Source organism: Enterobacter cloacae complex sp. P40C2 (genome assembly GCF_014930695.1).
Classification (GTDB): domain Bacteria; phylum Pseudomonadota; class Gammaproteobacteria; order Enterobacterales; family Enterobacteriaceae; genus Enterobacter; species Enterobacter pasteurii.
Window position 1 is genome coordinate 1 of the sequence record NZ_JADBRP010000017.1, and the last position, 20,026, is coordinate 20,026.

17 protein-coding genes are annotated in these 20,026 nt (G+C 57.9%); 10 read left to right on the top strand and 7 right to left on the bottom strand.

Annotated elements, in window-relative coordinates; all coding sequences use genetic code 11:
- Positions 1-85 precede the first annotated feature (85 nt).
- The 4 genes from IM304_RS20910 to soxR form a co-directional block, all read right to left on the bottom strand.
- Positions 86-1,732 (bottom strand): Na+/H+ antiporter, encoded by a 1,647-nt coding sequence (locus tag IM304_RS20910; RefSeq protein ID WP_148422186.1) that lies wholly within the window; start codon positions 1,730-1,732, stop codon positions 86-88.
- A gap of 152 nt (positions 1,733-1,884) precedes the next feature.
- Positions 1,885-3,234 carry a guanine/hypoxanthine transporter GhxP gene (gene ghxP / locus IM304_RS20915; RefSeq protein ID WP_193356430.1) on the bottom strand — a complete coding sequence of 450 codons (1,350 nt, stop codon included), beginning with the start codon at positions 3,232-3,234 and terminating at the stop codon, positions 1,885-1,887.
- A gap of 297 nt (positions 3,235-3,531) precedes the next feature.
- Positions 3,532-4,203, bottom strand: a complete 672-nt coding sequence (locus tag IM304_RS20920) for a glutathione S-transferase family protein (protein WP_193356429.1) — start codon at positions 4,201-4,203, stop codon at positions 3,532-3,534.
- A 295-nt stretch (positions 4,204-4,498) separates the two neighbouring features.
- Positions 4,499-4,957 (bottom strand): redox-sensitive transcriptional activator SoxR, encoded by a 459-nt coding sequence (gene soxR, locus IM304_RS20925; RefSeq protein ID WP_176608944.1) that lies wholly within the window; start codon positions 4,955-4,957, stop codon positions 4,499-4,501.
- A 98-nt stretch (positions 4,958-5,055) separates the two neighbouring features.
- Between soxR and soxS the strand changes: the two genes are divergently transcribed.
- Positions 5,056-5,382: a superoxide response transcriptional regulator SoxS gene (gene soxS, locus IM304_RS20930; protein WP_148422194.1), complete on the top strand. Its 327-nt coding sequence runs from the start codon at positions 5,056-5,058 to the stop codon at positions 5,380-5,382.
- Between the two features lie 6 nt (positions 5,383-5,388).
- On the opposite strand, the gene IM304_RS20935 is transcribed toward soxS, so the two are convergent.
- On the bottom strand, positions 5,389-6,954 hold the full coding sequence (locus tag IM304_RS20935) for an EAL domain-containing protein (RefSeq protein WP_193356428.1): 1,566 nt from the start codon (positions 6,952-6,954) through the stop codon (positions 5,389-5,391).
- Positions 6,955-7,673: 719 nt separating this feature from the next.
- On the opposite strand from IM304_RS20935, the gene IM304_RS20940 reads away from it, so the two are divergent.
- From IM304_RS20940 to fecE, 8 genes are all read left to right on the top strand, one after another.
- The gene (locus tag IM304_RS20940; RefSeq protein ID WP_148422198.1) at positions 7,674-7,955 is read left to right on the top strand and encodes a YjcB family protein; all 282 of its coding nucleotides are present in this window, start codon (positions 7,674-7,676) and stop codon (positions 7,953-7,955) included.
- 121 nt (positions 7,956-8,076) lie between these two features.
- Entirely contained in the window at positions 8,077-8,598 is a 522-nt protein-coding gene (gene fecI, locus IM304_RS20945) for a ferric citrate uptake sigma factor FecI (protein WP_020686643.1), read from the top strand.
- Positions 8,595-9,548 (top strand): ferric citrate uptake sigma factor regulator FecR, encoded by a 954-nt coding sequence (gene fecR, locus IM304_RS20950; RefSeq protein ID WP_193356427.1) that lies wholly within the window; start codon positions 8,595-8,597, stop codon positions 9,546-9,548. The genes fecI and fecR overlap by 4 nt, the downstream gene beginning before the upstream one ends.
- An 86-nt stretch (positions 9,549-9,634) precedes the next feature.
- On the top strand, positions 9,635-11,959 hold the full coding sequence (gene fecA, locus IM304_RS20955; RefSeq protein ID WP_193356426.1) for a TonB-dependent Fe(3+) dicitrate receptor FecA: 2,325 nt from the start codon (positions 9,635-9,637) through the stop codon (positions 11,957-11,959).
- A 74-nt stretch (positions 11,960-12,033) separates the two neighbouring features.
- Entirely contained in the window at positions 12,034-12,936 is a 903-nt protein-coding gene (locus IM304_RS20960; protein ID WP_193356425.1) for a Fe(3+) dicitrate ABC transporter substrate-binding protein FecB, read from the top strand.
- Positions 12,933-13,931: an iron-dicitrate ABC transporter permease FecC gene (fecC, locus tag IM304_RS20965; RefSeq protein WP_176611146.1), complete on the top strand. Its 999-nt coding sequence runs from the start codon at positions 12,933-12,935 to the stop codon at positions 13,929-13,931. Before IM304_RS20960 ends, fecC begins: the two co-directional genes overlap by 4 nt.
- The gene (gene fecD / locus IM304_RS20970) at positions 13,928-14,878 is read left to right on the top strand and encodes a Fe(3+) dicitrate ABC transporter permease subunit FecD (RefSeq protein ID WP_193356424.1); all 951 of its coding nucleotides are present in this window, start codon (positions 13,928-13,930) and stop codon (positions 14,876-14,878) included. The genes fecC and fecD overlap by 4 nt, the downstream gene beginning before the upstream one ends.
- Positions 14,879-15,646 (top strand): Fe(3+) dicitrate ABC transporter ATP-binding protein FecE, encoded by a 768-nt coding sequence (gene fecE, locus IM304_RS20975; protein ID WP_193356423.1) that lies wholly within the window; start codon positions 14,879-14,881, stop codon positions 15,644-15,646.
- Positions 15,647-15,691: 45 nt separating this feature from the next.
- Here fecE and IM304_RS20980 read toward each other — a convergent pair whose 3' ends face one another.
- Together IM304_RS20980 and ssb1 are read right to left on the bottom strand one after the other, a co-directional pair.
- On the bottom strand, positions 15,692-16,327 hold the full coding sequence (locus IM304_RS20980; RefSeq protein ID WP_193356422.1) for a hypothetical protein: 636 nt from the start codon (positions 16,325-16,327) through the stop codon (positions 15,692-15,694).
- Between the two features lie 100 nt (positions 16,328-16,427).
- The gene (gene ssb1 / locus IM304_RS20985; RefSeq protein WP_003860284.1) at positions 16,428-16,952 is read right to left on the bottom strand and encodes a single-stranded DNA-binding protein SSB1; all 525 of its coding nucleotides are present in this window, start codon (positions 16,950-16,952) and stop codon (positions 16,428-16,430) included.
- A 251-nt stretch (positions 16,953-17,203) separates the two neighbouring features.
- Here ssb1 and uvrA point away from each other — a divergent pair, with 251 nt between their 5' ends.
- Positions 17,204-20,026, top strand: a complete 2,823-nt coding sequence (gene uvrA, locus IM304_RS20990; protein ID WP_176608951.1) for an excinuclease ABC subunit UvrA — start codon at positions 17,204-17,206, stop codon at positions 20,024-20,026.

Sequence of the window (20,026 nt, forward strand, 5' to 3'; positions counted from 1 at the left end):
CCCCAACCCCTCTCCCCATAGGGCTAGGGGCTCGATCGGTTCCCTCTCCCCTATGGGGAAAGGGTCAGGGTGAGGGGCAACAGCGCTACTGATTCTCTATCAGCAGCGCTTCCAGCAGATCCAGATCGTGCAGCAGCTTTTGCAGCGTCTCGTTGCTGATCTGACGCGTCGCGCGCAGGTGATACAGCTCGGCACGCTCGGAGCGCAGCGCCGCAAGGCGGAAACGCCGCTCCAGGTTCTCTTCCTGCAACGAGCTTTCCACGTCGTTACGTCCGTCAGCACGGCGACGCAAATTACCTATCACGCGTGAGCTGACTTCCTTCAGCAGCTGGTTATCAATATTCTCTTCGGCATCGGCTGCCAGACGCTCCTCCATCTTCTCGATGGCCACAATCGCCACCTCTGCCGTCGCCGCACGGGCAATCCGCTCCTCTTTGTGCTGCTGCGAAGAGTCACCCGCGTCAATATGTTGCAGCAGAATCGGCAGCATAATCACGCCGACAAACAGCGAGAAGAGGATCACGCCCGCCGCCAGGAACACCAGTTCGTAACGCGCCGGGAAGACGTCGCCCGTCGGCAGCAGCAGCGGAATAGAGAGCACACCGGCAAGGGTAATCGCCCCGCGAACGCCAGCGAAAGAGGCAATCAGCAGCTCGCGCGTGGTCCAGGAGCCGAACTCCATCGGCTTTTTCGTCAGGAAGCGAACGCTGAACTTTTTCATCGTCCACAGCCAGCCGAAACGCACCAGCATCAGCGCGATGTAGATCAGCACGATGTCGGTAAACAGCATCCAGACTTCAACGTTGGGATCCGCTTCTGCCGCGATAAGCGAGGATTCCATGATGCCCGGCAGCTGCAGGCCCAACAGCAGGAAGACCATGCCGTTAAAGACAAACTCCAGCATCGCCCAGGTGCTGTTTGCGCGCAGGCGCATCGCCAGCGGCGCGCGGCGCATCACGCCGGAACGGGTGATGGTCATCCCCGCCGCTACCGCCGCCAGAATGCCCGATACGCCGATATGTTCGGCAATCAGGTAGGAGGCAAACGGCAGCAGGAACAGCAGAACGATCTGCGTCGCCGGCTCATCGCCGCCCCAGCGGCTGAGGAAGCGCAGCGAGCGGCCGTACAGCCAGCTCACCACAAAGCCTGCGAGGATGCCGCCAATCGCCACCTTGAAGAACTCCAGGGTCGCGCCGCCCACGGTAAAGACCATGGTTCCCATGGCAACCGCCACGGCAAACTTCAGGGCCACCAGGCCGGAGGCGTCGTTCATCAGCGCCTCGCCCTGCAATATGCCCATGATTTTCTTTGGAATACGGCCTTCGCCCACGATGCCGGACAGCGCCACGGCGTCGGTAGGCGACAGCACGGCGGCCAGCGCAAAGGCGGGAATTAACGGGATACCCGGTACGGCCCAGTAGATCAGGAAGCCAATCCCAACCACGGTAACGACCACCAGCGCCAGCGCCAGCCCGAAGATCTCTCGCCCGTGCTCAAGAAATTCGCGCGTCGGCGTTTTCCAGCCATCGGCAAACAGCAGCGGCGGGATAAACAGCACGAGGAACAGTTCCGGATCGAACTCCACGTGCAGACCGAACGTCGGCCACGCCAGCAGCGCGCCGATAGCTATTTGCATTAAAGGCAGGGGGACCTGGAAGGGCAGTACGCGTGTAACCACCCCGGATAATGAGACCACAAGGGTCATGATGAGTATTGTGAAGAAAATTTCCATGCGTTCCCTGTTTGCTGTGTTACTTATGTACTACGGAAGGCGTCGTGCCTTTTATTCTATCCTCACCAGAGTAACGCAAAAGACAACGGGATGAGTCCTGAAAATAAAAAAACGGGCGGCCTTAGCCACCCGTTTTCGCATCAAAGGTTAACTCAGATTGCCCAGCCGCCCGCGTAGAACGCGACCAGCGCAACGGCGATAACCACGGTACCGACGTTCAGCTTGCGCCACTCGCCGGATACCAGACGGCCAATCACCAGCGAGGCGAAACCGATCATAATGCCGGTAACGATGTTACAGGTCAGCACGATAAACACCGCGGTGATCAGGCCGGACATGGCATCCACGAAATCCGCAAAGTCGATTTTCGCCACGTTGCTCAGCATCAGCAGGCCGACGTACATCAGCGCAGGCGCGGTCGCGTAAGCCGGCACCAGATAGGAGAGCGGCGAGAGGAACAGGATCAGCAGGAACAGCACGCCGACGGTAATTGCCGTCAGGCCGGTTTTACCGCCTGCCGCCGTACCCGCCGCGGACTCAATGTACACTGCCGCAGGCGCGGCCCCTACCAGCCCAGAGAAGACGCTGCTCAGGGAGTCGGTGGTCAGCGCTTTGCCGCCGTCGATAATCTGACCGTCTTTATCCAGCAGGTTTGCCTGACCGGCCACGGCACGAATGGTACCGGTCGCGTCAAACACGGCGGTCATCACCAGCGCCAGCACGCTTGGCAGAATAACCGGGTTCAGCGCGCCCACGATGTCCAGTCTGCCGATCAGAGAGTTGCCGTTGTCGTCGCTCAGCGACGGCATGGCGAAGATACCGGAGAAATGAACGGCTGGATCGAAGATCAGGCCGACGATGGAAACGCCGATAATGGTCAGTAGAATGCCGCCCGGCACCTTCAGCTTTTCAAGACCGATAATTACCGCCAGCCCCACCAGCGACATGATCACCGGGAAGCTCGCGAAGTTACCCAGCGCAACCGGCAGGCCGTCCAGCGGGTTCTTGATGACCAGGCCCACGCCGTTCGCGGCAATCAGCAGCAGGAACAGGCCGATACCGATACCGGTACCGTGCGCCACGCCCTGCGGCAGGTTGCGCAAAATCCAGCTACGGATGCCGGTGGCAGAGATTACGGTGAACAGTACCCCCATCAGGAATACCGCGCCGAGCGCTACCGGCACGCTGATCTGCTGGCCCAGCACCAGGCTGAAGGCGGTAAACGCGGTCAGGGAGATGGCGCAACCGATCGCCAGCGGCAGGTTCGCCCACAGGCCCATCACAATAGAGCCAACACCCGCAACCAGACAGGTAGCAACAAAAACCGCCGCTGGCGGGAAGCCGGCCTTGCCGAGCATGCCCGGCACGACGATAACGGAGTACACCATCGCCAGGAACGTCGTCAGACCGGCAACGACTTCCTGACGCACGGTGCTGCCGCGTGCAGAAATTTTAAACATGGCGTCAAGTGAACCGCCGGTACGCGCGGATGGCGTAGACATAGAAAACATCCCCTGAGAGTTTTTATAGAAAGTCCGTAAGCGTGGTGGAGACTCCACTGCCAGCGAAACGTCAAATCCTTGTGCTGCGTTTGCGACGAAAGGGGCGTCACAAAAAAAGCAAACGTTTAGCTCCGCGCTTACAAAACGGGTGGTCAAATTTAGGCAAACGATTATCCAGCCTAATACCCGCCCTTTTCAACTGAACTTTCTCGTTTTTCGCTAAAATTCCCTTATGACGATGAAGAAGTAATCAGAGGATGCGCAAACGTTATCGTCCATGCGCAATTTCGTTACAGATCATTCCTCGCCGGGAATGGTCAGCGGGCCGCCTTTCTCCAGCGTGGTCTGCCAGCCAGGACGCGCTTCCACTCTCTGCTTCCACGCCTGAATATGGTCCAGATTGTCGATGCCGCCTCGCGCCAGCAGGGCAAAAAGCGGAAAACTCATCTGTATATCGGCCATGGTCAGCGCGTCGCCCGCAAACCAGGGGCGCTTAGCCAGATAATCGTTGATAAAACGCGCGTGCGTTTCCAGCTGGCGGTTGAGATATGCCTTTTGCACCCCCTGCCCCAGCGCCTTACCCAGCGTGCGCAGGCCAAACGGTACGGGAGGTTTACCCAGGCTGCTGAAGACCAGCTTCATTAACAGCAGCGGCATCAGCGAACCTTCGGCGTAGTGGAGCCAGAATCGATACTGCACTTTATTGGCGGGATCTAACGGCTTAAATCGTGATTCCGGATCGTACGTTTCCTGAAGATATTCCAGGATAGCCCCCGACTCGGCCAGAACCAGTCCGTTATCTTCCAGCACCGGGGATTTACCCAGCGGATGCACTTTTTTGAGCGAGTCAGGCGCCAGCATGGATTTTTCGCGCTGGTAGCGCACAATCTCATACGTCAGCCCCAGCTCCTCCAGCGCCCAGAGGACGCGATGTGAACGAGACTGGTTAAGGTGGTGGACCGTTAGCATGATGTTCTCCTGTGAGTCATACTTATTAACTATAGAAAACTGAACAACTTCACGAAAAAAATTCGGCTAAAATCCGACCGTCCCCGCTGGAAAAAACGACCACCACGCTTAGAATTAAAGTGTCAGCACAAACCGGAACCTCCTCCACAAGCTCGACACGAGGGGTGCTGACGTCGGGGGAAACCCTCCCGTGAACCAGCGGGATAGAGCGAAAGACAAAGACCGGAAATAAACTAAAGCGCCCTTGTGGCGCTTTAGTTTTTGATGCTTTTACACGGCAACAGGCGGCGCAGGCTCAATCTTCCTCCAGCAGGCGCGCCCCCGTCCCCTGCTCGCCCAGCCTGTCGCCCGGGTTACGTAGCGGGCAATCGCTACGGGATAAGCACCCGCAGCCAATGCATCCGTCCAGCTCATCGCGCAGCGCTACCAGGGTATGAATACGCCGGTCCAGCTCCTCTCGCCACTGGGACGACAGCTCCTTCCACTCTTTTGCGCTCAGGGAGTGCCCTTCCGGCAACACGCCGAACGCGTCCCCAATCGTGGCCAGGGGGATGCCGATACGTTGCGCAATTTTAATGATGGCCACGTAGCGGAGCACGTCACGGGTGTAGCGCCGCTGGTTTCCGGCGTTACGGATACTTTTTATTAACCCTTTGCTTTCATAGAAGTGAAGCGCCGACACCGCCACGCCGCTTCGCTTAGCCACTTCACCGGGGGTTAACAGCGCTTTGATGCGCGGCAATCTCTTTTCCATAAAACCTCTTTACCTCAAGTTAACTTGAGGAATTATACTCCCCCGCAGAGAAAACGACGAATCAACCAGGACAGATGTCTCCACAGAGGGGTAACCTTATGTCGCATCAGCAAATTATTCAGACGCTTATTGAATGGATTGATGAACACATCGACCAGCCGTTAAGCATTGATGTGGTCGCTAAGAAGTCGGGCTATTCGAAATGGTATCTTCAGAGAATGTTCCGCACCGTGATGCACCAGACGCTCGGGGACTATATCCGCCAGCGCAGGCTGCTGCTGGCGGCACAGGCGTTACGCTCTACGCAGCGGCCCATTTTTGATATCGCGATGGATTTGGGTTATGTGTCGCAACAAACGTTTTCCCGCGTGTTCCGCCGCGAGTTTGACCGTACGCCGAGCGACTACCGCCATCAGCTTAATTAATGCGTGTTAACGCGATGGCTGCTGCTGCCAGGCCATAAACGCCTGGGGCGGCATCGCTTTCGCGAAGTGCCATCCCTGACAGTACTGCACGCCGCGTTTCAGCAGCCAGCTCACCTGATCCCCCGTCTCGACCCCTTCCGCAATGGTTTTCAGCCGCAGGCTTTGCGCCATCTCTATGATGTGCTCGGCAATCAGGTGGCTGGTGCTGTTGGTGGTTAAGGTATCGATAAAGGATTTGTCGATTTTCAGAATATCGACGTTCAGCGAATAGAGGTTATGCAGGTTAGAGTAGCCGGTTCCGAAATCATCAATCGCCACTTCATAGCCCGCCTGGCGGAACGCCTGAATCACCGGCGTGGTTTTGGGCACATCAATAAAGCCACGCTCCGTCACCTCAATTTTGATCTGCTGCGCGCGAACCGCGTAATAGCGGGCTTTGTCTGAGATCAGCGCGATAAGACGCGAGGAGTGGAAGTCCGAGGCCGACAGGTTAATCGAGATATAGAGATGAGGATGAGCGGCAAGAAAATGCCCCAAATCGCTGAACACCTCCTCCACGACGTAATCCGTTATGCGCTCAATCATCCCCTCTTTTTCGGCCAGAGGAATAAACTCCGCCGGGCTCATGACCTGTCCGTTAAAGCCGGGCCAGCGCAGCAGCGCCTCTGCACCCACGCACTGGTTATTTTTAATATCAATAATGGGCTGATAATGTACGCAAAGCTGCCGCTTATTCAGCGCCCGGTGCAGAAGGCGGCCAGGGGAATTAAATTCACGGTGCGTGCGGGACCACACCAGCAGAATAATAATGCTGCAAATCATCCCCAGCGGGAGAGTCAGGGTAGCCTGATGATAAAGCGTTTGATAAAAGCGGGCGCTGGAGGTTGAAACGATGGCGGCAATGGGCCGCGTTTCCGATTTCACGATCGTATAAAACCGGTCATCCTTTTGAAACGCCGCGTCCTTATGTCCAATCATCGAGCTTAATAAGGAAATATTGGCTTTCTGGCTAACGGAAAAAAAAGCATTGCTGACGGTGTCATACACGCCCCACGCCAGGGCACGATCGTCTGACATCACTTCGCTATATGAAAGCGGATTAACCACCACCACATTATGTCCGCGCTGCACATATATCATTTTATAGCCGTTAAAAAATGGCGTATCGCGAAAATAATAGATGGCAACGTCGGGCTTACGATTGTAATTGGCAGTGGAGATCGTATAAGGATGTGCCGGTGTAGAAATGGTCGAACAAAGAAAACTCTGACCTTCAGCATAAATTAAATCAGCAACAAACAGGCGGCCGCGGACAACGTTCAACATATATTGACGATGCTCCGGCGTACAAACTTTACCCTGATATTTTTCCGCCTCGTCCTGCGCCAGACCAATCTGTTGAATAACCAGTTCAGTTTTGTCTAAAGCAAGTTCAGCAAACGTGCGAAGCTGGGAACTGGTTTCCGACACGGCTCTCAGCTGGGCAAACCATAGCGCAAGCATCACCGGCAGCATGACTACCATGATAATCCCTACCGCTCTGAGCACCTTGCGCCGCGCGCTACGATTCATTTCCCGCTCTATATCCCTGCATGTTGTACGCCTGCGGCAATCAAGGCCGGCTGCTTTGAAAAACAGGTGATTACGTTGCATGAATCATGCGAAGTTAGCAACTGACTTTTGGTATTAAAAATCTGAAATTTCATGATGACGATAATATTTTCCCGTAAGCCAAACTAAAAGTATTCGTTTCGTTTAAGGTAAGGAAATAATTACCCGCGGCAGAAGTGAAAAGTCCGCCAACATGAAATAGGGGCTATTTGTTCCCGTGCTGATTTATAAATAATCAGATGCCAGGACCGTTTTCCGTTTTTCCGTACGCCTGGCGTCATATAAGGCATTATCGGCACGGGTCAGTATTGCTGAGTTTCCCGCTGCCGCTCACGCTTCAACCACGCCTGCGCTGAAGGAGAGCTCCGGCGCCGCCCCAGGAGAGATTTGCCCCATGCCGCCGGCTGGTGCAGCTTTTTCAGCGAACGCCGGGCGTTGAGCGACGCCAGCGCCTGCATGCCGTCGTTAATAAGCGCCCGTTTTTCTTACATTATCTGTTCTCTGCACCGCAGAGATGCTGATTTACGCGACGGAGATATATTTTCCTGAGCTATAAATCCCCTTTTTTCGACGCGCAGAGACTGGCGAATAAAACAGCAAATGTGATATAGTTCACACATCTTATGTAACGAGAAACATTGTTTCATTCCAGTTCGTCTGCTCTGTCGAGGATGGGTTTTATGGCAACCATTACCACCAGCATGGTACTCCTGCGCTGGCCGTTGTTAAGCGCGGTTTTGATGTTCCTGGCCAGCACGTTAAACATTCAGTTTCGAAAATCGGATTACGCGGGTCTTGCCGTCATTAGCACCCTGCTGGGACTAGGCGCCGCGTGCTGGTTCGCGACAGGTCTGCTCGGCATTACGCTGATGGATATGGCCGCCGTCTGGGAAAACATTAAAGTGGTAATGGTGGAAGCCATGAGCCATACGCCACCAGACTGGCCGATGGTCATTACCTGATTATCTTTTGATAACAAACTGTTGAAAGCCTCCTGCGGGAGGCTTTTTTATTTCCAATTGTAATGATAACCATTCTCATATTAATATAGCGGCGTGATGATTAACTTTTGATGCATTCCGCATGTCTGACCGCGCCGCCAACACAGCTTCTTTGACCCTCGAATCGCTTTACGGCGCGCATCACGGCTGGCTGAAAAACTGGCTTACCCGCAAACTGCAGTCCACCTTTGATGCCGATGATATCGCGCAGGACACCTTCCTGCGGGTGATGGGCAGTGACGCCCTGACCACAATCCGCGATCCGCGCGCCTTCCTGTGCACGGTTGCTAAACGGGTGATGGTCGATCTCTTTCGCCGAAACGCGCTGGAAAAAGCCTACCTGGAGATGCTGGCGCTTATGCCAGAGGCGCTGGCACCGTCACCGGAAGCGCGCGAAAGCCAGCTGGAAACCCTACAGCTTATCGACGCCATGCTTGACGGGCTCAGCGGCAAAACGCGCGAGGCTTTTTTGCTGTCACAGCTCGAGGGTCTTTCCTACAGCGAGATTGCCCAAAGGCAGTCCGTCTCCGTCAGCTCGGTAAAAAAATACGTGGCAAAGGCCGTTGAGCACTGCCTGCTGTTTCGCCTGGAGCACGGCCTGTGAATCCTTCCGTAACCGACTCCCGCCGCCGGGCGCTGCGCTCGGCATCGCACTGGTATGCGGTATTAAGCGGCGAACGCGTCAGCCCGCAGCAGGAAGCGCGCTGGCAGCAGTGGTATGAAGAGGACCAGGATAATCAGTGGGCCTGGCAGCAGGTCGAAAACCTGCGCAGCCAGCTCGGCCGCGTGCCGGGTAAGGTTGCCAGCCGGGCGCTGCAGGACACCCGTCTTACCCGTCGCCACGTCATGAAAGGTCTGCTGCTGTTGCTCGGCGTCGGCGGCGGCTGGCAGCTCTGGCACTCTGAAGCCGGGGAAGGCCTGCGTGCCGACTACCGTACCGCCAGAGGCGCGGTCAGCCATCAGCGGCTGGAGGATGGTTCACTGCTCGCGCTCAACACGCAGAGCGCAGCGGATGTTCGTTTTGACGAGCATCAGCGTACCGTCCGGCTCTGGTACGGCGAAATTGCCGTCGCTACCGCTAAAGATGCGCGCCAGCGGCCTTTCCGCGTTCTGACCCGCCAGGGCCAGCTCACCGCGTTAGGCACGCGCTTCTCCGTGCTGCATCAGGACAACACCACGCTGCTCACGGTCCAGCAGCATGCCGTTGAGGTTTCACTGGCACGCCATCCTCAGGAAAAACGCATCGTAAACGCTGGCGAAAGCCTGCGGTTCAGCGACGCTGAGTTCGGCGAGACGATGCCGGCGGAGGAGGAAAGCGCCAGCTGGACGCAGGGGGTGCTGAGCTTTAGCGATAAACCGCTGGGTGAGGTTATTGCCACGCTGAGCCGCTACCGCAGCGGCGTACTGCGCTGCGATCCGGCGGTGGCGCAACTACGGCTGAGCGGCACCTTCCCGCTAAAAGATACCGATGCGGTTCTGAACGTTATAGCACAGACGCTGCCGGTGAAAATTCAGTCAGTTACGCGCTACTGGATCACCCTCTCTCCAGCGTAAGAAAAATAATTCTCATTTCGATTGTCCTTTTTACCCTTCTCGTTCGACTCATAGCTGAATACAACAAAAATGATGATGGAGAAGGTATGACGCCTTTACGCGTTTTTCACTCAGCAACACCTTTGGTTAACGCCATTCGCCTGAGCCTGCTGCCGCTGGCCGGGCTTTCGCTATCCGCCTTCGCCGTACAGGTTGATATCGCACCGGGCACGCTCGATAAAGCGCTTAACCAGTATGCCGCACGCAGCGGAATTACCCTGTCGGTTGACGCCAGCCTGACGCGCGGCAGGCAAAGTAACGGTCTGCACGGCGACTACAGCGTCGAAAGCGGCCTGCAGCAGCTGCTGAACGGCAGTGGCCTGCAGGTTAAAGCGCTGGGTAACAACAGCTGGACGCTGGAGCCTGCTCCCGCCCCACAGGAAGATGCGCTGATCGTATCAGGAGACTGGCTGGGCGAAGCGCGTGAAAACGACGTATTCGAACATGCCGGCGCGCGCGATGCGATCCGCCGTGAGGATTTCGCCAAAACCGGCGCAACCACCACGCGCGAAGTGCTCAACCGCATTCCCGGCGTTAACGCCCCGGACAATAACGGAACCGGCAGCCACGATCTGGCGATGAACTTTGGTATTCGCGGCCTCAACCCGCGTCTGGCCAGCCGCTCGACCGTGCTGATGGACGGTATTCCTGTGCCGTTTGCCCCTTACGGCCAGCCGCAGCTCTCGCTTGCACCCGTCTCGCTCGGCAACATGGATGCGATTGACGTGGTGCGCGGCGGCGGAGCGGTTCGCTACGGGCCGCAAAGCGTGGGCGGCGTGGTGAACTTTGTTACCCGCGCGATCCCACAGGATTTCGGCATCGAAGCGGGGGTGGAAGGCCAGCTCAGCCCCACCTCTTCACAAAACAACCCGAAAGAGACCCACAACCTGATGGTGGGCGGCACGGCGGATAGCGGATTCGGCACTGCCCTGCTCTACTCCGGCACCCGCGGCAGCGACTGGCGCGAGCACAGCGCAACCCGCATCGACGACCTGATGCTGAAAAGCAAATATGCGCCGAACGACGTGCACAGCTTTACCAGCCTGCTGCAATACTACGACGGCGAAGCAGATATGCCCGGCGGCCTGTCCCGCGCGGATTACAACGCCGACCGCTGGCAATCTACCCGTCCGTACGATCGTTTCTGGGGCCGTCGCAAGCTGGCAAGCCTGGGCTATCAGTACCAGCCTGACGGTCAGCATAAGTTTACCGTTCAGGGCTTTTATACCCAAACCCTGCGCAGTGGCTATCTGGAGCAGGGGAAACGTATCACGCTCTCCCCGCGAAACTACTGGGTACGCGGCATCGAGCCACGTTACAGCCAGAGCTTTACGATCGGCCCGACCGCGCACGAAGTGGGCGTAGGTTATCGCTACGTGAATGAATCCACCCACGAAATGCGCTACTACACCGCCACCCGTAGCGGCCAGCTGCCGTCCGGTTCAAGCCCTTACGACCGTGACACCCGCTCCGGTACCGAGGCGCACGCCTGGTATCTGGATGACAAAATTGACGTCGGCAACTGGACCATCACGCCGGGCATGCGTTTTGAACATATCGAGTCATACCAGAACAACGGCATCAAAGGCACGCACCAGGAAGTGAGCTACAACGCCCCGCTTCCGGCACTAAACGTGCTCTATCACCTGACTGACAGCTGGAATCTTTATGCAAACACCGAAGGCTCGTTCGGCACCGTACAGTACAGCCAGATTGGCAAGGCTGTGCAAAGCGGCAATGTGGAACCGGAAAAAGCGCGAACCTGGGAGCTCGGCACCCGATACGACGATGGGGCGCTGACGGCGGAAATGGGGCTGTTCCTGATTAACTTTAACAATCAGTACGACTCCAACCAGACTAACGACACCGTCACCGCGCGCGGCAAAACGCGCCACACCGGGCTGGAAACCCAGGCTCGTTACGATCTCGGTACCCTGACCCCGACGCTGGATAACGTCTCTGTTTACGCAAGCTACGCCTACGTGAATGCTGAGATCCGCGAGAAAGGCGACACCTATGGCAATCAGGTGCCGTTCTCCCCGAAACACAAAGGTACTCTGGGCGTGGACTACAGGCCGGGCAGCTGGACGTTCAACCTGAACGGCGATTTCCAGTCCAGCCAGTTTGCGGATAACGCCAACACCGTTAAAGAGAGCGCCGACGGCAGCACCGGACGCATTCCTGGCTTTATGCTCTGGGGCGCGCGCGTGGCGTACGACTTTGGCCCACGGATGGCCGATCTCAACCTGGCGTTCGGGGTGAAAAACATCTTCGACCAGGCGTACTTCACCCGCTCTTACGACGACAACAACAAAGGCATCTACGCTGGCCAGCCGCGCACGCTGTATATGCAGGGGTCGTTGAAGTTTTAACTCCCGCCAGCCCGACCTGCACGCGGGTTTTGCAGGTCGGGTCAGCGAAGCGCTACAGGACACAGGCTACTCACATGTTCACACCATTACGCACCCTTTTCGCCGCTCTGCTGCTGATCGCCGGCCACGCCTTTGCCGTCACGGTTCAGGACGAACGCGGCACGTTTACGCTGGATAAAACGCCGCAACGGATCGTGGTACTGGAGCTGTCGTTCGCGGACGCGCTGGCCGCCGTAGACGTCAGCCCGGTCGGTATTGCCGACGATAACGATACCAACCGCATCCTCCCCGAGGTGCGCGCGCGGCTGAAGCCCTGGCAGTCCGTCGGCACGCGTGCGCAGCCGAGCCTGGAGGCGATAAGTGCCCTGAAGCCGGACCTGATTATTGCCGACAGCAGCCGTCATTCAGGCATCTATGGCGCGTTGCAGAATATTGCTCCGGTATTATTGCTCAAGTCACGGAACGAAACGTACGCGGAAAACCTGCAGTCTGCCGCCCTCATCGGCGACGTTGTGGGGAAATCAGCACAGATGAAGGCCAGGCTGGCGCGTCATAAACAGCTGATGGCGCAGTGGGCCAGCCAGCTGCCAAAGGGAACGCTGGCGATCTTCGGTACCTCCCGGGAACAGCAGTTCAACCTGCACACCCGGGAGACCTATACCGGCAGCGTCCTGACCGCCCTGGGGCTAAAGGTGCCGACGGCGATGGCCGGGGCATCCATGCCGTCTGTTGGGCTGGAGCAGCTGCTGGCGCTCAATCCGGCCTGGCTGCTGGTTGCGCATTATCGCGAAGAGAGCATCGTTAAGCGCTGGCAGCAGGATCCGCTCTGGCAGATGTTAACCGCGGCGCAAAAACAGCAGGTTGTTTCGGTCGACAGCAACGCCTGGGCGCGGATGCGCGGTATTTTCGCCGCCGAGCGCATCGCCAGCGATACGGTAAAAATCGTTCATCACCAGCCTTTATCCGATGTGAAATAATGCCTATCAGACATCCGGCGCTACGGTGGGGCCTCCCCGCTGTCGCGCTCTTGCTTCTTTTCTGGCTGAGCCTGTTTTGCTACTCGGCCATTCCCGTTTCCGGGGCTGACGCTTTTCGCGCCCTGCTGCCTGGCCACGCGCCGACGCTCCCCGAGGCGCTGGTGCAAAACCTCAGGCTACCGCGCAGCCTGGTTGCGATCCTGACCGGTGCAAGCCTGGCCCTTGCAGGCTCGCTCCTGCAAACCCTGACGCATAACCCCATGGCCTCTCCTTCCCTGCTCGGCATTAACAGCGGGGCAGCGCTGGCCATGGCGCTCACCAGCGCGCTGAGCCCGACGCCGGTGGCCGGTTTTTCCCTCTCCTTCATCGCCGCATGCGGCGGCGGCGCGAGCTGGCTGCTGGTGATGACCGCAGGCGGCGGATTTCGCCATACGCAGGACAGAAACAGGCTGATCCTCGCGGGTATCGCCCTGTCGGCCTTTTGCATGGCCCTGACCCGCATTACGCTGCTGCTGGCGGAAGATCACGCTTACGGCATTTTCTACTGGCTGGCAGGGGGCGTTTCACACGCCCGCTGGCAGGAGTTCTGGCAGCTCCTGCCGGTGGTGGCCATTGCCGCGCCGGTCGTGTTGCTGCTGGCGAAGCAGCTGAATCTGCTTAACGTCAGCGACAGCACCGCCCATACGCTGGGGGTGGATCTGCCGAGGCTGCGCCTCATCATCAACGTACTGGTGCTACTTCTGGTGGGAGCCTGCGTCAGCGTGGCGGGGCCGGTGGCCTTTATCGGGCTGCTGATGCCGCATCTGGCACGCTACTGGACAGGATTCGATCAGCGCAGCGTTTTGCCGATGAGCATGCTGCTGGGCGCGATGTTTATGCTGCTGGCTGATGTACTCGCCCGCGCGCTGGCTTTCCCCGGCGATCTTCCCGCCGGCGCGGTGCTGGCGCTGGCCGGTGCCCCCTGCTTTGTCTGGCTGGTCAGGAGGCGGGGATGAAAAAGGTGCTGGCCATCGTGCTTGCCCTGGCAGGGTGTTCCCTGCTGTCGCTCCATCTGGGCGTAATCCTCGTTCCGTGGCGTTCGCTGCTGACCGACTGGCAGCCCGGACGCGAGCACTATTACGTATTGATGGATTACCGCCTGCCGCGCCTGCTGCTGGCGCTGTTTGTCGGGGCGGCCCTCGCGGTGGCGGGCGTGCTGGTGCAGGGGATCGTACGTAATCCCCTGGCCTCGCCGGATATTCTCGGCATCAACCATGCCGCCAGCCTTGCCTCGGTGGGCGCTTTGCTGCTTATCCCGTCGCTGCCGGTAATGGTCCTGCCGCTGCTGGCGTTTGCCGGAGGCATGGCGGGTCTTTTCCTGCTGAAAATGCTGGCAAATACCCGACAGGCGATGAAGCTGGCGCTGACGGGGGTCGCCCTTTCAGCCTGCTGGGCAAGCCTGACGGATTACCTCATGCTCCTGCACCCGCAGGATGTGAACAGTGCCCTGACGTGGCTGACCGGCAGCCTGTGGGGACGCGACTGGACCTTTGTGAAAATTGCCGTGCCGCTGCTGATGGTATTTCTGCCCCTGAGCCTGCGTTTCTGCCGCGATCTTGACCTGCTGGCCCTGGGCGATGCCCGGGCAGCCACGCTCGGCGTATCGGTATCCCGTACCCGGTTTCGGGGCCTCCTGCTGGCGGTTGCCATGACCGCAACCGGCGTGGCCGTCTGCGGCCCCGTCAGCTTTATCGGCCTCGTGGTGCCGCATATGGTGCGAAAAATTACCGGCGGAAGACACCGCAGGCTGCTGCCCGTTTCTGCCCTGACGGGCGCGCTGTTACTGGTCATTGCCGACCTGCTGGCGCGGGTGATCCATCCGCCGCTGGAGCTTCCGGCAGGCGTTATGACCGCGATTATCGGCGCGCCGTGGTTCGTCTGGCTGCTTGTGAGAATGCGATAAATGACGTTACGAACTGAAAATCTGTCCCTCCGCTACGGCACGCAAACGGTGCTCGACGGGCTATCTCTTACGCTGCCTGCGGGAAAGATCACCGCGCTGCTCGGCCCGAACGGCTGTGGAAAATCGACGCTCCTGAACTGCTTTTCCCGGCTGTTAACCCCAGAGTCCGGGACGATACTGCTTGATGAACAGCCTGTCGCAGGCATGACGGCCCGCCAGCTGGCTCGTCGTCTGGCCTTGCTGCCGCAACACCATTTAACGCCCGAGGGGATCACCGTTCGGGAACTGGTCTCTTATGGCCGCAGCCCGTGGCTACCGCTATGGGGGCGTTTATCCGTTGAAGACAACGCCCGCGTTAACGTGGCCATGAGCCAGACCCAGACCCACGCTCTGGCTGACCGGCGGTTAACCGAACTGTCTGGCGGCCAGCGCCAGCGCGCGTTCCTGGCAATGGTGCTGGCGCAGGATACCCCCGTCGTACTGCTTGATGAGCCAACGACGTATCTGGACATTAATCATCAGGTTGAGCTGATGCGTCTGATGGGTGACCTCAGGACGCAGGGAAAAACGGTGATCGCAGTGCTGCACGATTTAAATCAGGCAAGCCGCTACTGCGATTATCTGGTGGTGCTGGCAAGCGGACGCGTGATGGCGCAGGGTACGCCAGAGGAGGTGATGACGCCCGCGTTGCTGAAAGCCGTGTTTAACGTGGAGGCGGAAATCCATCCGGAGCCGGTATCGGGCAGGCCGATGTGCGTGGTGGTGTAGTTTTTTACCGCCCGTAGCCGCTTTGACCATCGCGCACTAACACACCTACGCGCTAATCGGCAGCGGAAATTTACTGATAATCGCCAGTCGGTTCTGGTGGTGCTCTTCATCGCCCCAAAGCCAGTTCACCTGATCGCCTATATCACTGTCTTTCACAATCGGCCGCATTTCACAGGTGCTCATGTCGTACGCATACAAATGATGCCCACTGGCGATGGCATCATATAGACGCGACTGCCAGAAGCTCATACCATCTCGTGTCTGATGGCGGTCTGTAACAATGACGTTGTATTTTTCCAGTAAATAGTGAGAAAACACTTTTCCTGGCAAATCGCGCAACACGCCACGGTGCGACGGTTTAGGCGAGCGCCATATCAGAATTTGCGTCACTGGCATGTAATTTAAAAATGCATCTTTCTGATAAATCACGCGATTGTAGTAAACAATCTCCTGCGTAATTTCATTGACCAGCGCCAGTTCAAAGTGCTCATTAGGAATATCAGCAATTCGATTTTCAGCTCTGACAAAATGATATCCCGGCGGGAATGGGCCAAAGCACAGTTCTTCATCCACTGACGCGCAAGGGGAAATTTCATTCAGCAACGCAGCGTTGTGGTTATCCACCGTGAGCATTGCGAATGTCTTCTGAACGTCTGCGGGATCAAAGAGTTGTTGTGGCATAGCTCCTCGCGGATGATATGGGTCAGGTACCCAATATAACGTGATGAGTATTAAACAAGAAGCCCTGCAACAGCAGGGCTTTTTTTAGTGCTGAAGACAATCAGAACGGGATGTCGTCGTCAAAATCCATTGGCGGTTCGTTAGACGGTGCCGGAGCAGACTGCTGCTGCGGACGAGACTGCGCGCCGCCGCTGAACTGGTTGCCGCCCTGTGGCTGCTGAGGCTGGCCCCAGCCGCCCTGCTGCTGACCGCCACCCGCTGGTGCGCCGCCGCCCTGACGGCCACCCAGCATCTGCATGGTGCCGCCAACGTTGACCACCACTTCCGTGGTGTATTTTTCCTGACCGGATTGATCGGTCCATTTGCGGGTGCGCAGCTGGCCTTCAATGTAAACCTGAGAGCCTTTACGCAGATATTCACCGGCCACTTCTGCCAGCTTGCCAAACAGCACTACGCGGTGCCATTCGGTCTGCTCTTTCATTTCACCGGTCGCTTTATCACGCCAGGATTCGGAAGTAGCCAGCGTAATGTTGGCAACTGCGCCACCACTCGGCATGTAGCGTACTTCCGGGTCCTGGCCCAGATTACCGACGAGAATCACCTTGTTTACGCCTCTGCTGGCCATGTTCGTGTCTCCTGAATACGTTTCTTAATAGTGTAAACGCGCGAGTGTACCATTTCCATGCGACACTTTGATAGTTGCGTAGCATGTTCCAGAGTTCTCTCGCGGACTCGACATTGTTACACAGACAATCAGAAAATGCATTCCAATACTGTATATTCAAACAGGTCATTTTGTGTCATAATTAGCCGTTTCTGACAGCCGTTTGTCCTTCAAACAAATCAGGCAATCCGTGTTCCAACCGGGAAAGGTGAATGGATAAGATCGAAGTTCGGGGCGCCCGCACCCATAATCTCAAGAATATCAACCTCATAATCCCTCGCGACAAACTTATCGTCGTGACCGGGCTTTCGGGGTCTGGCAAATCCTCACTGGCTTTCGACACCTTGTATGCCGAAGGACAGCGTCGTTACGTTGAATCGCTCTCGGCGTACGCGCGTCAGTTCCTGTCGCTGATGGAAAAACCGGATGTAGACCATATTGAAGGGTTATCGCCTGCTATCTCCATTGAGCAGAAATCCACGTCGCATAACCCGCGCTCCACGGTCGGTACGATTACCGAAATCCATGACTACCTGCGTCTGCTGTATGCGCGCGTGGGCGAGCCGCGCTGTCCGGACCACGACGTCCCGCTGGCGGCGCAGACCGTAAGCCAGATGGTGGATAACGTGCTGTCGCAGCCGGAAGGCAAACGCCTGATGCTGCTTGCGCCAATTATTAAAGAGCGCAAGGGCGAGCACACCAAAACGCTGGAAAACCTGGCAAGCCAGGGCTATATCCGCGCCCGTATCGATGGCGAAGTGTGTGACCTGTCGGATCCGCCAAAGCTGGAGCTGCAAAAGAAACACACCATCGAAGTGGTGATTGACCGCTTTAAGGTGCGTGACGATCTGGCGACCCGTCTGGCGGAATCCTTTGAAACGGCGTTGGAGCTCTCCGGCGGCACGGCGGTGGTTTCCGACATGGACGACGCAAAAGCGGAAGAGCTGCTGTTCTCCGCTAACTTCGCCTGCCCGATTTGCGGCTACAGCATGCGCGAGCTGGAACCGCGCCTGTTCTCGTTCAATAACCCGGCGGGCGCATGCCCAACCTGCGACGGCCTGGGCGTGCAGCAGTACTTCGATCCGGACCGCGTGATCCAGAACCCGGAGCTGTCGCTGGCGGGCGGGGCCATTCGCGGCTGGGATAAGCGTAACTTCTACTACTTCCAGATGCTGAAATCGCTGGCGGAGCACTATAAGTTCGACGTCGAAGCCCCGTGGGCAAGCCTGAGCGCAACCGTGCACAAAGTGATCCTGTTCGGCTCCGGTAAAGAGAACATCGAGTTCAAATACATGAACGATCGCGGCGATACCTCCGTGCGCCGTCACCCGTTCGAAGGGGTGCTGCACAACATGGAGCGCCGCTACAAAGAGACCGAATCCAGCGCGGTGCGCGAGGAGCTGGCGAAGTTCATCAGCAACCGCTCCTGCGCCACCTGCGAGGGGACGCGCCTGCGTCGCGAAGCGCGCCACGTGTTTGTTGAAAACACGGCGCTGCCGACCATCTCAGACATGAGCATCGGCCACGCGATGGACTTCTTCAACAACCTGAAGCTCTCCGGCCAGCGGGCGAAAATCGCCGAAAAAGTGCTGAAAGAGATCGGCGACCGTCTGAAGTTCCTCGTTAACGTCGGCCTGAACTACCTGACGCTTTCCCGCTCCGCGGAGACCCTGTCCGGCGGTGAAGCCCAGCGTATTCGTCTGGCGAGCCAGATTGGCGCGGGCCTGGTCGGCGTGATGTACGTGCTGGATGAGCCGTCTATCGGCCTGCACCAGCGCGATAACGAACGTCTGCTCGGCACGCTGGTTCACCTGCGCAACCTTGGCAACACGGTGATCGTTGTTGAGCACGACGAAGACGCAATTCGCGCCGCAGACCACGTGATTGACATCGGCCCGGGCGCTGGCGTGCACGGCGGCCAAGTGGTTGCGGAAGGAACGCTGAAAGACATTATGGCGGTGCCGGAGTCGCTGACCGGTCAGTACATGAGCGGAAAGCGCAAGATTGAAGTGCCGAAACAGCGCGTGGCAGCGAACCCGGAAAAAGTGCTGAAGCTAACCGGGGCGCGCGGCAACAACCTGAAAGACGTGACCCTGACGCTGCCCGTCGGGCTGTTCACCTGTATTACCGGCGTGTCCGGTTCCGGTAAATCGACGCTGATCAACGATACGCTGTTCCCGATTGCGCAGACGGCGCTGAACGGCGCGACGCTGGCCGAACCTGCGCCGTACCGCGACATTCAGGGGCTGGAGCATTTCGATAAGGTTATCGATATCGACCAGAGCCCGATTGGCCGCACGCCGCGCTCCAACCCGGCGACCTATACCGGCGTCTTTACGCCCGTACGTGAACTGTTTGCCGGCGTGCCGGAAGCGCGCTCGCGCGGGTATACGCCAGGACGCTTCAGCTTTAACGTGCGCGGCGGCCGCTGTGAAGCGTGCCAGGGCGACGGCGTAATCAAGGTTGAAATGCACTTCCTGCCGGATATCTACGTGCCGTGCGACCAGTGCAAAGGCAAGCGCTATAACCGCGAAACGCTGGAGATTAAGTACAAAGGCAAGACCATTCACGAAGTGCTGGATATGACCATCGAAGAGGCGCGCGAGTTCTTTGACGCCGTCCCTGCGCTGGCACGCAAGCTGCAAACGCTGATGGACGTGGGTCTGACCTATATTCGTCTGGGACAGTCAGCGACGACGCTGTCCGGCGGGGAAGCGCAGCGCGTGAAGCTGGCGCGTGAGCTGTCCAAACGCGGTACCGGTCAGACGCTGTATATTCTGGACGAGCCGACCACCGGCCTGCACTTTGCGGATATCCAGCAGCTGCTGGACGTGCTGCACCAGCTGCGCGATCAGGGCAACACTATCGTGGTCATTGAGCACAACCTGGACGTGATTAAAACCGCGGACTGGATTGTCGATCTCGGCCCGGAAGGCGGCAGCGGCGGCGGTGAAATCCTCGTCTCCGGTACGCCAGAGACCGTTGCAGAGTGCGAAGCCTCGCACACCGCGCGCTTCCTCAAACCACTGCTGTAA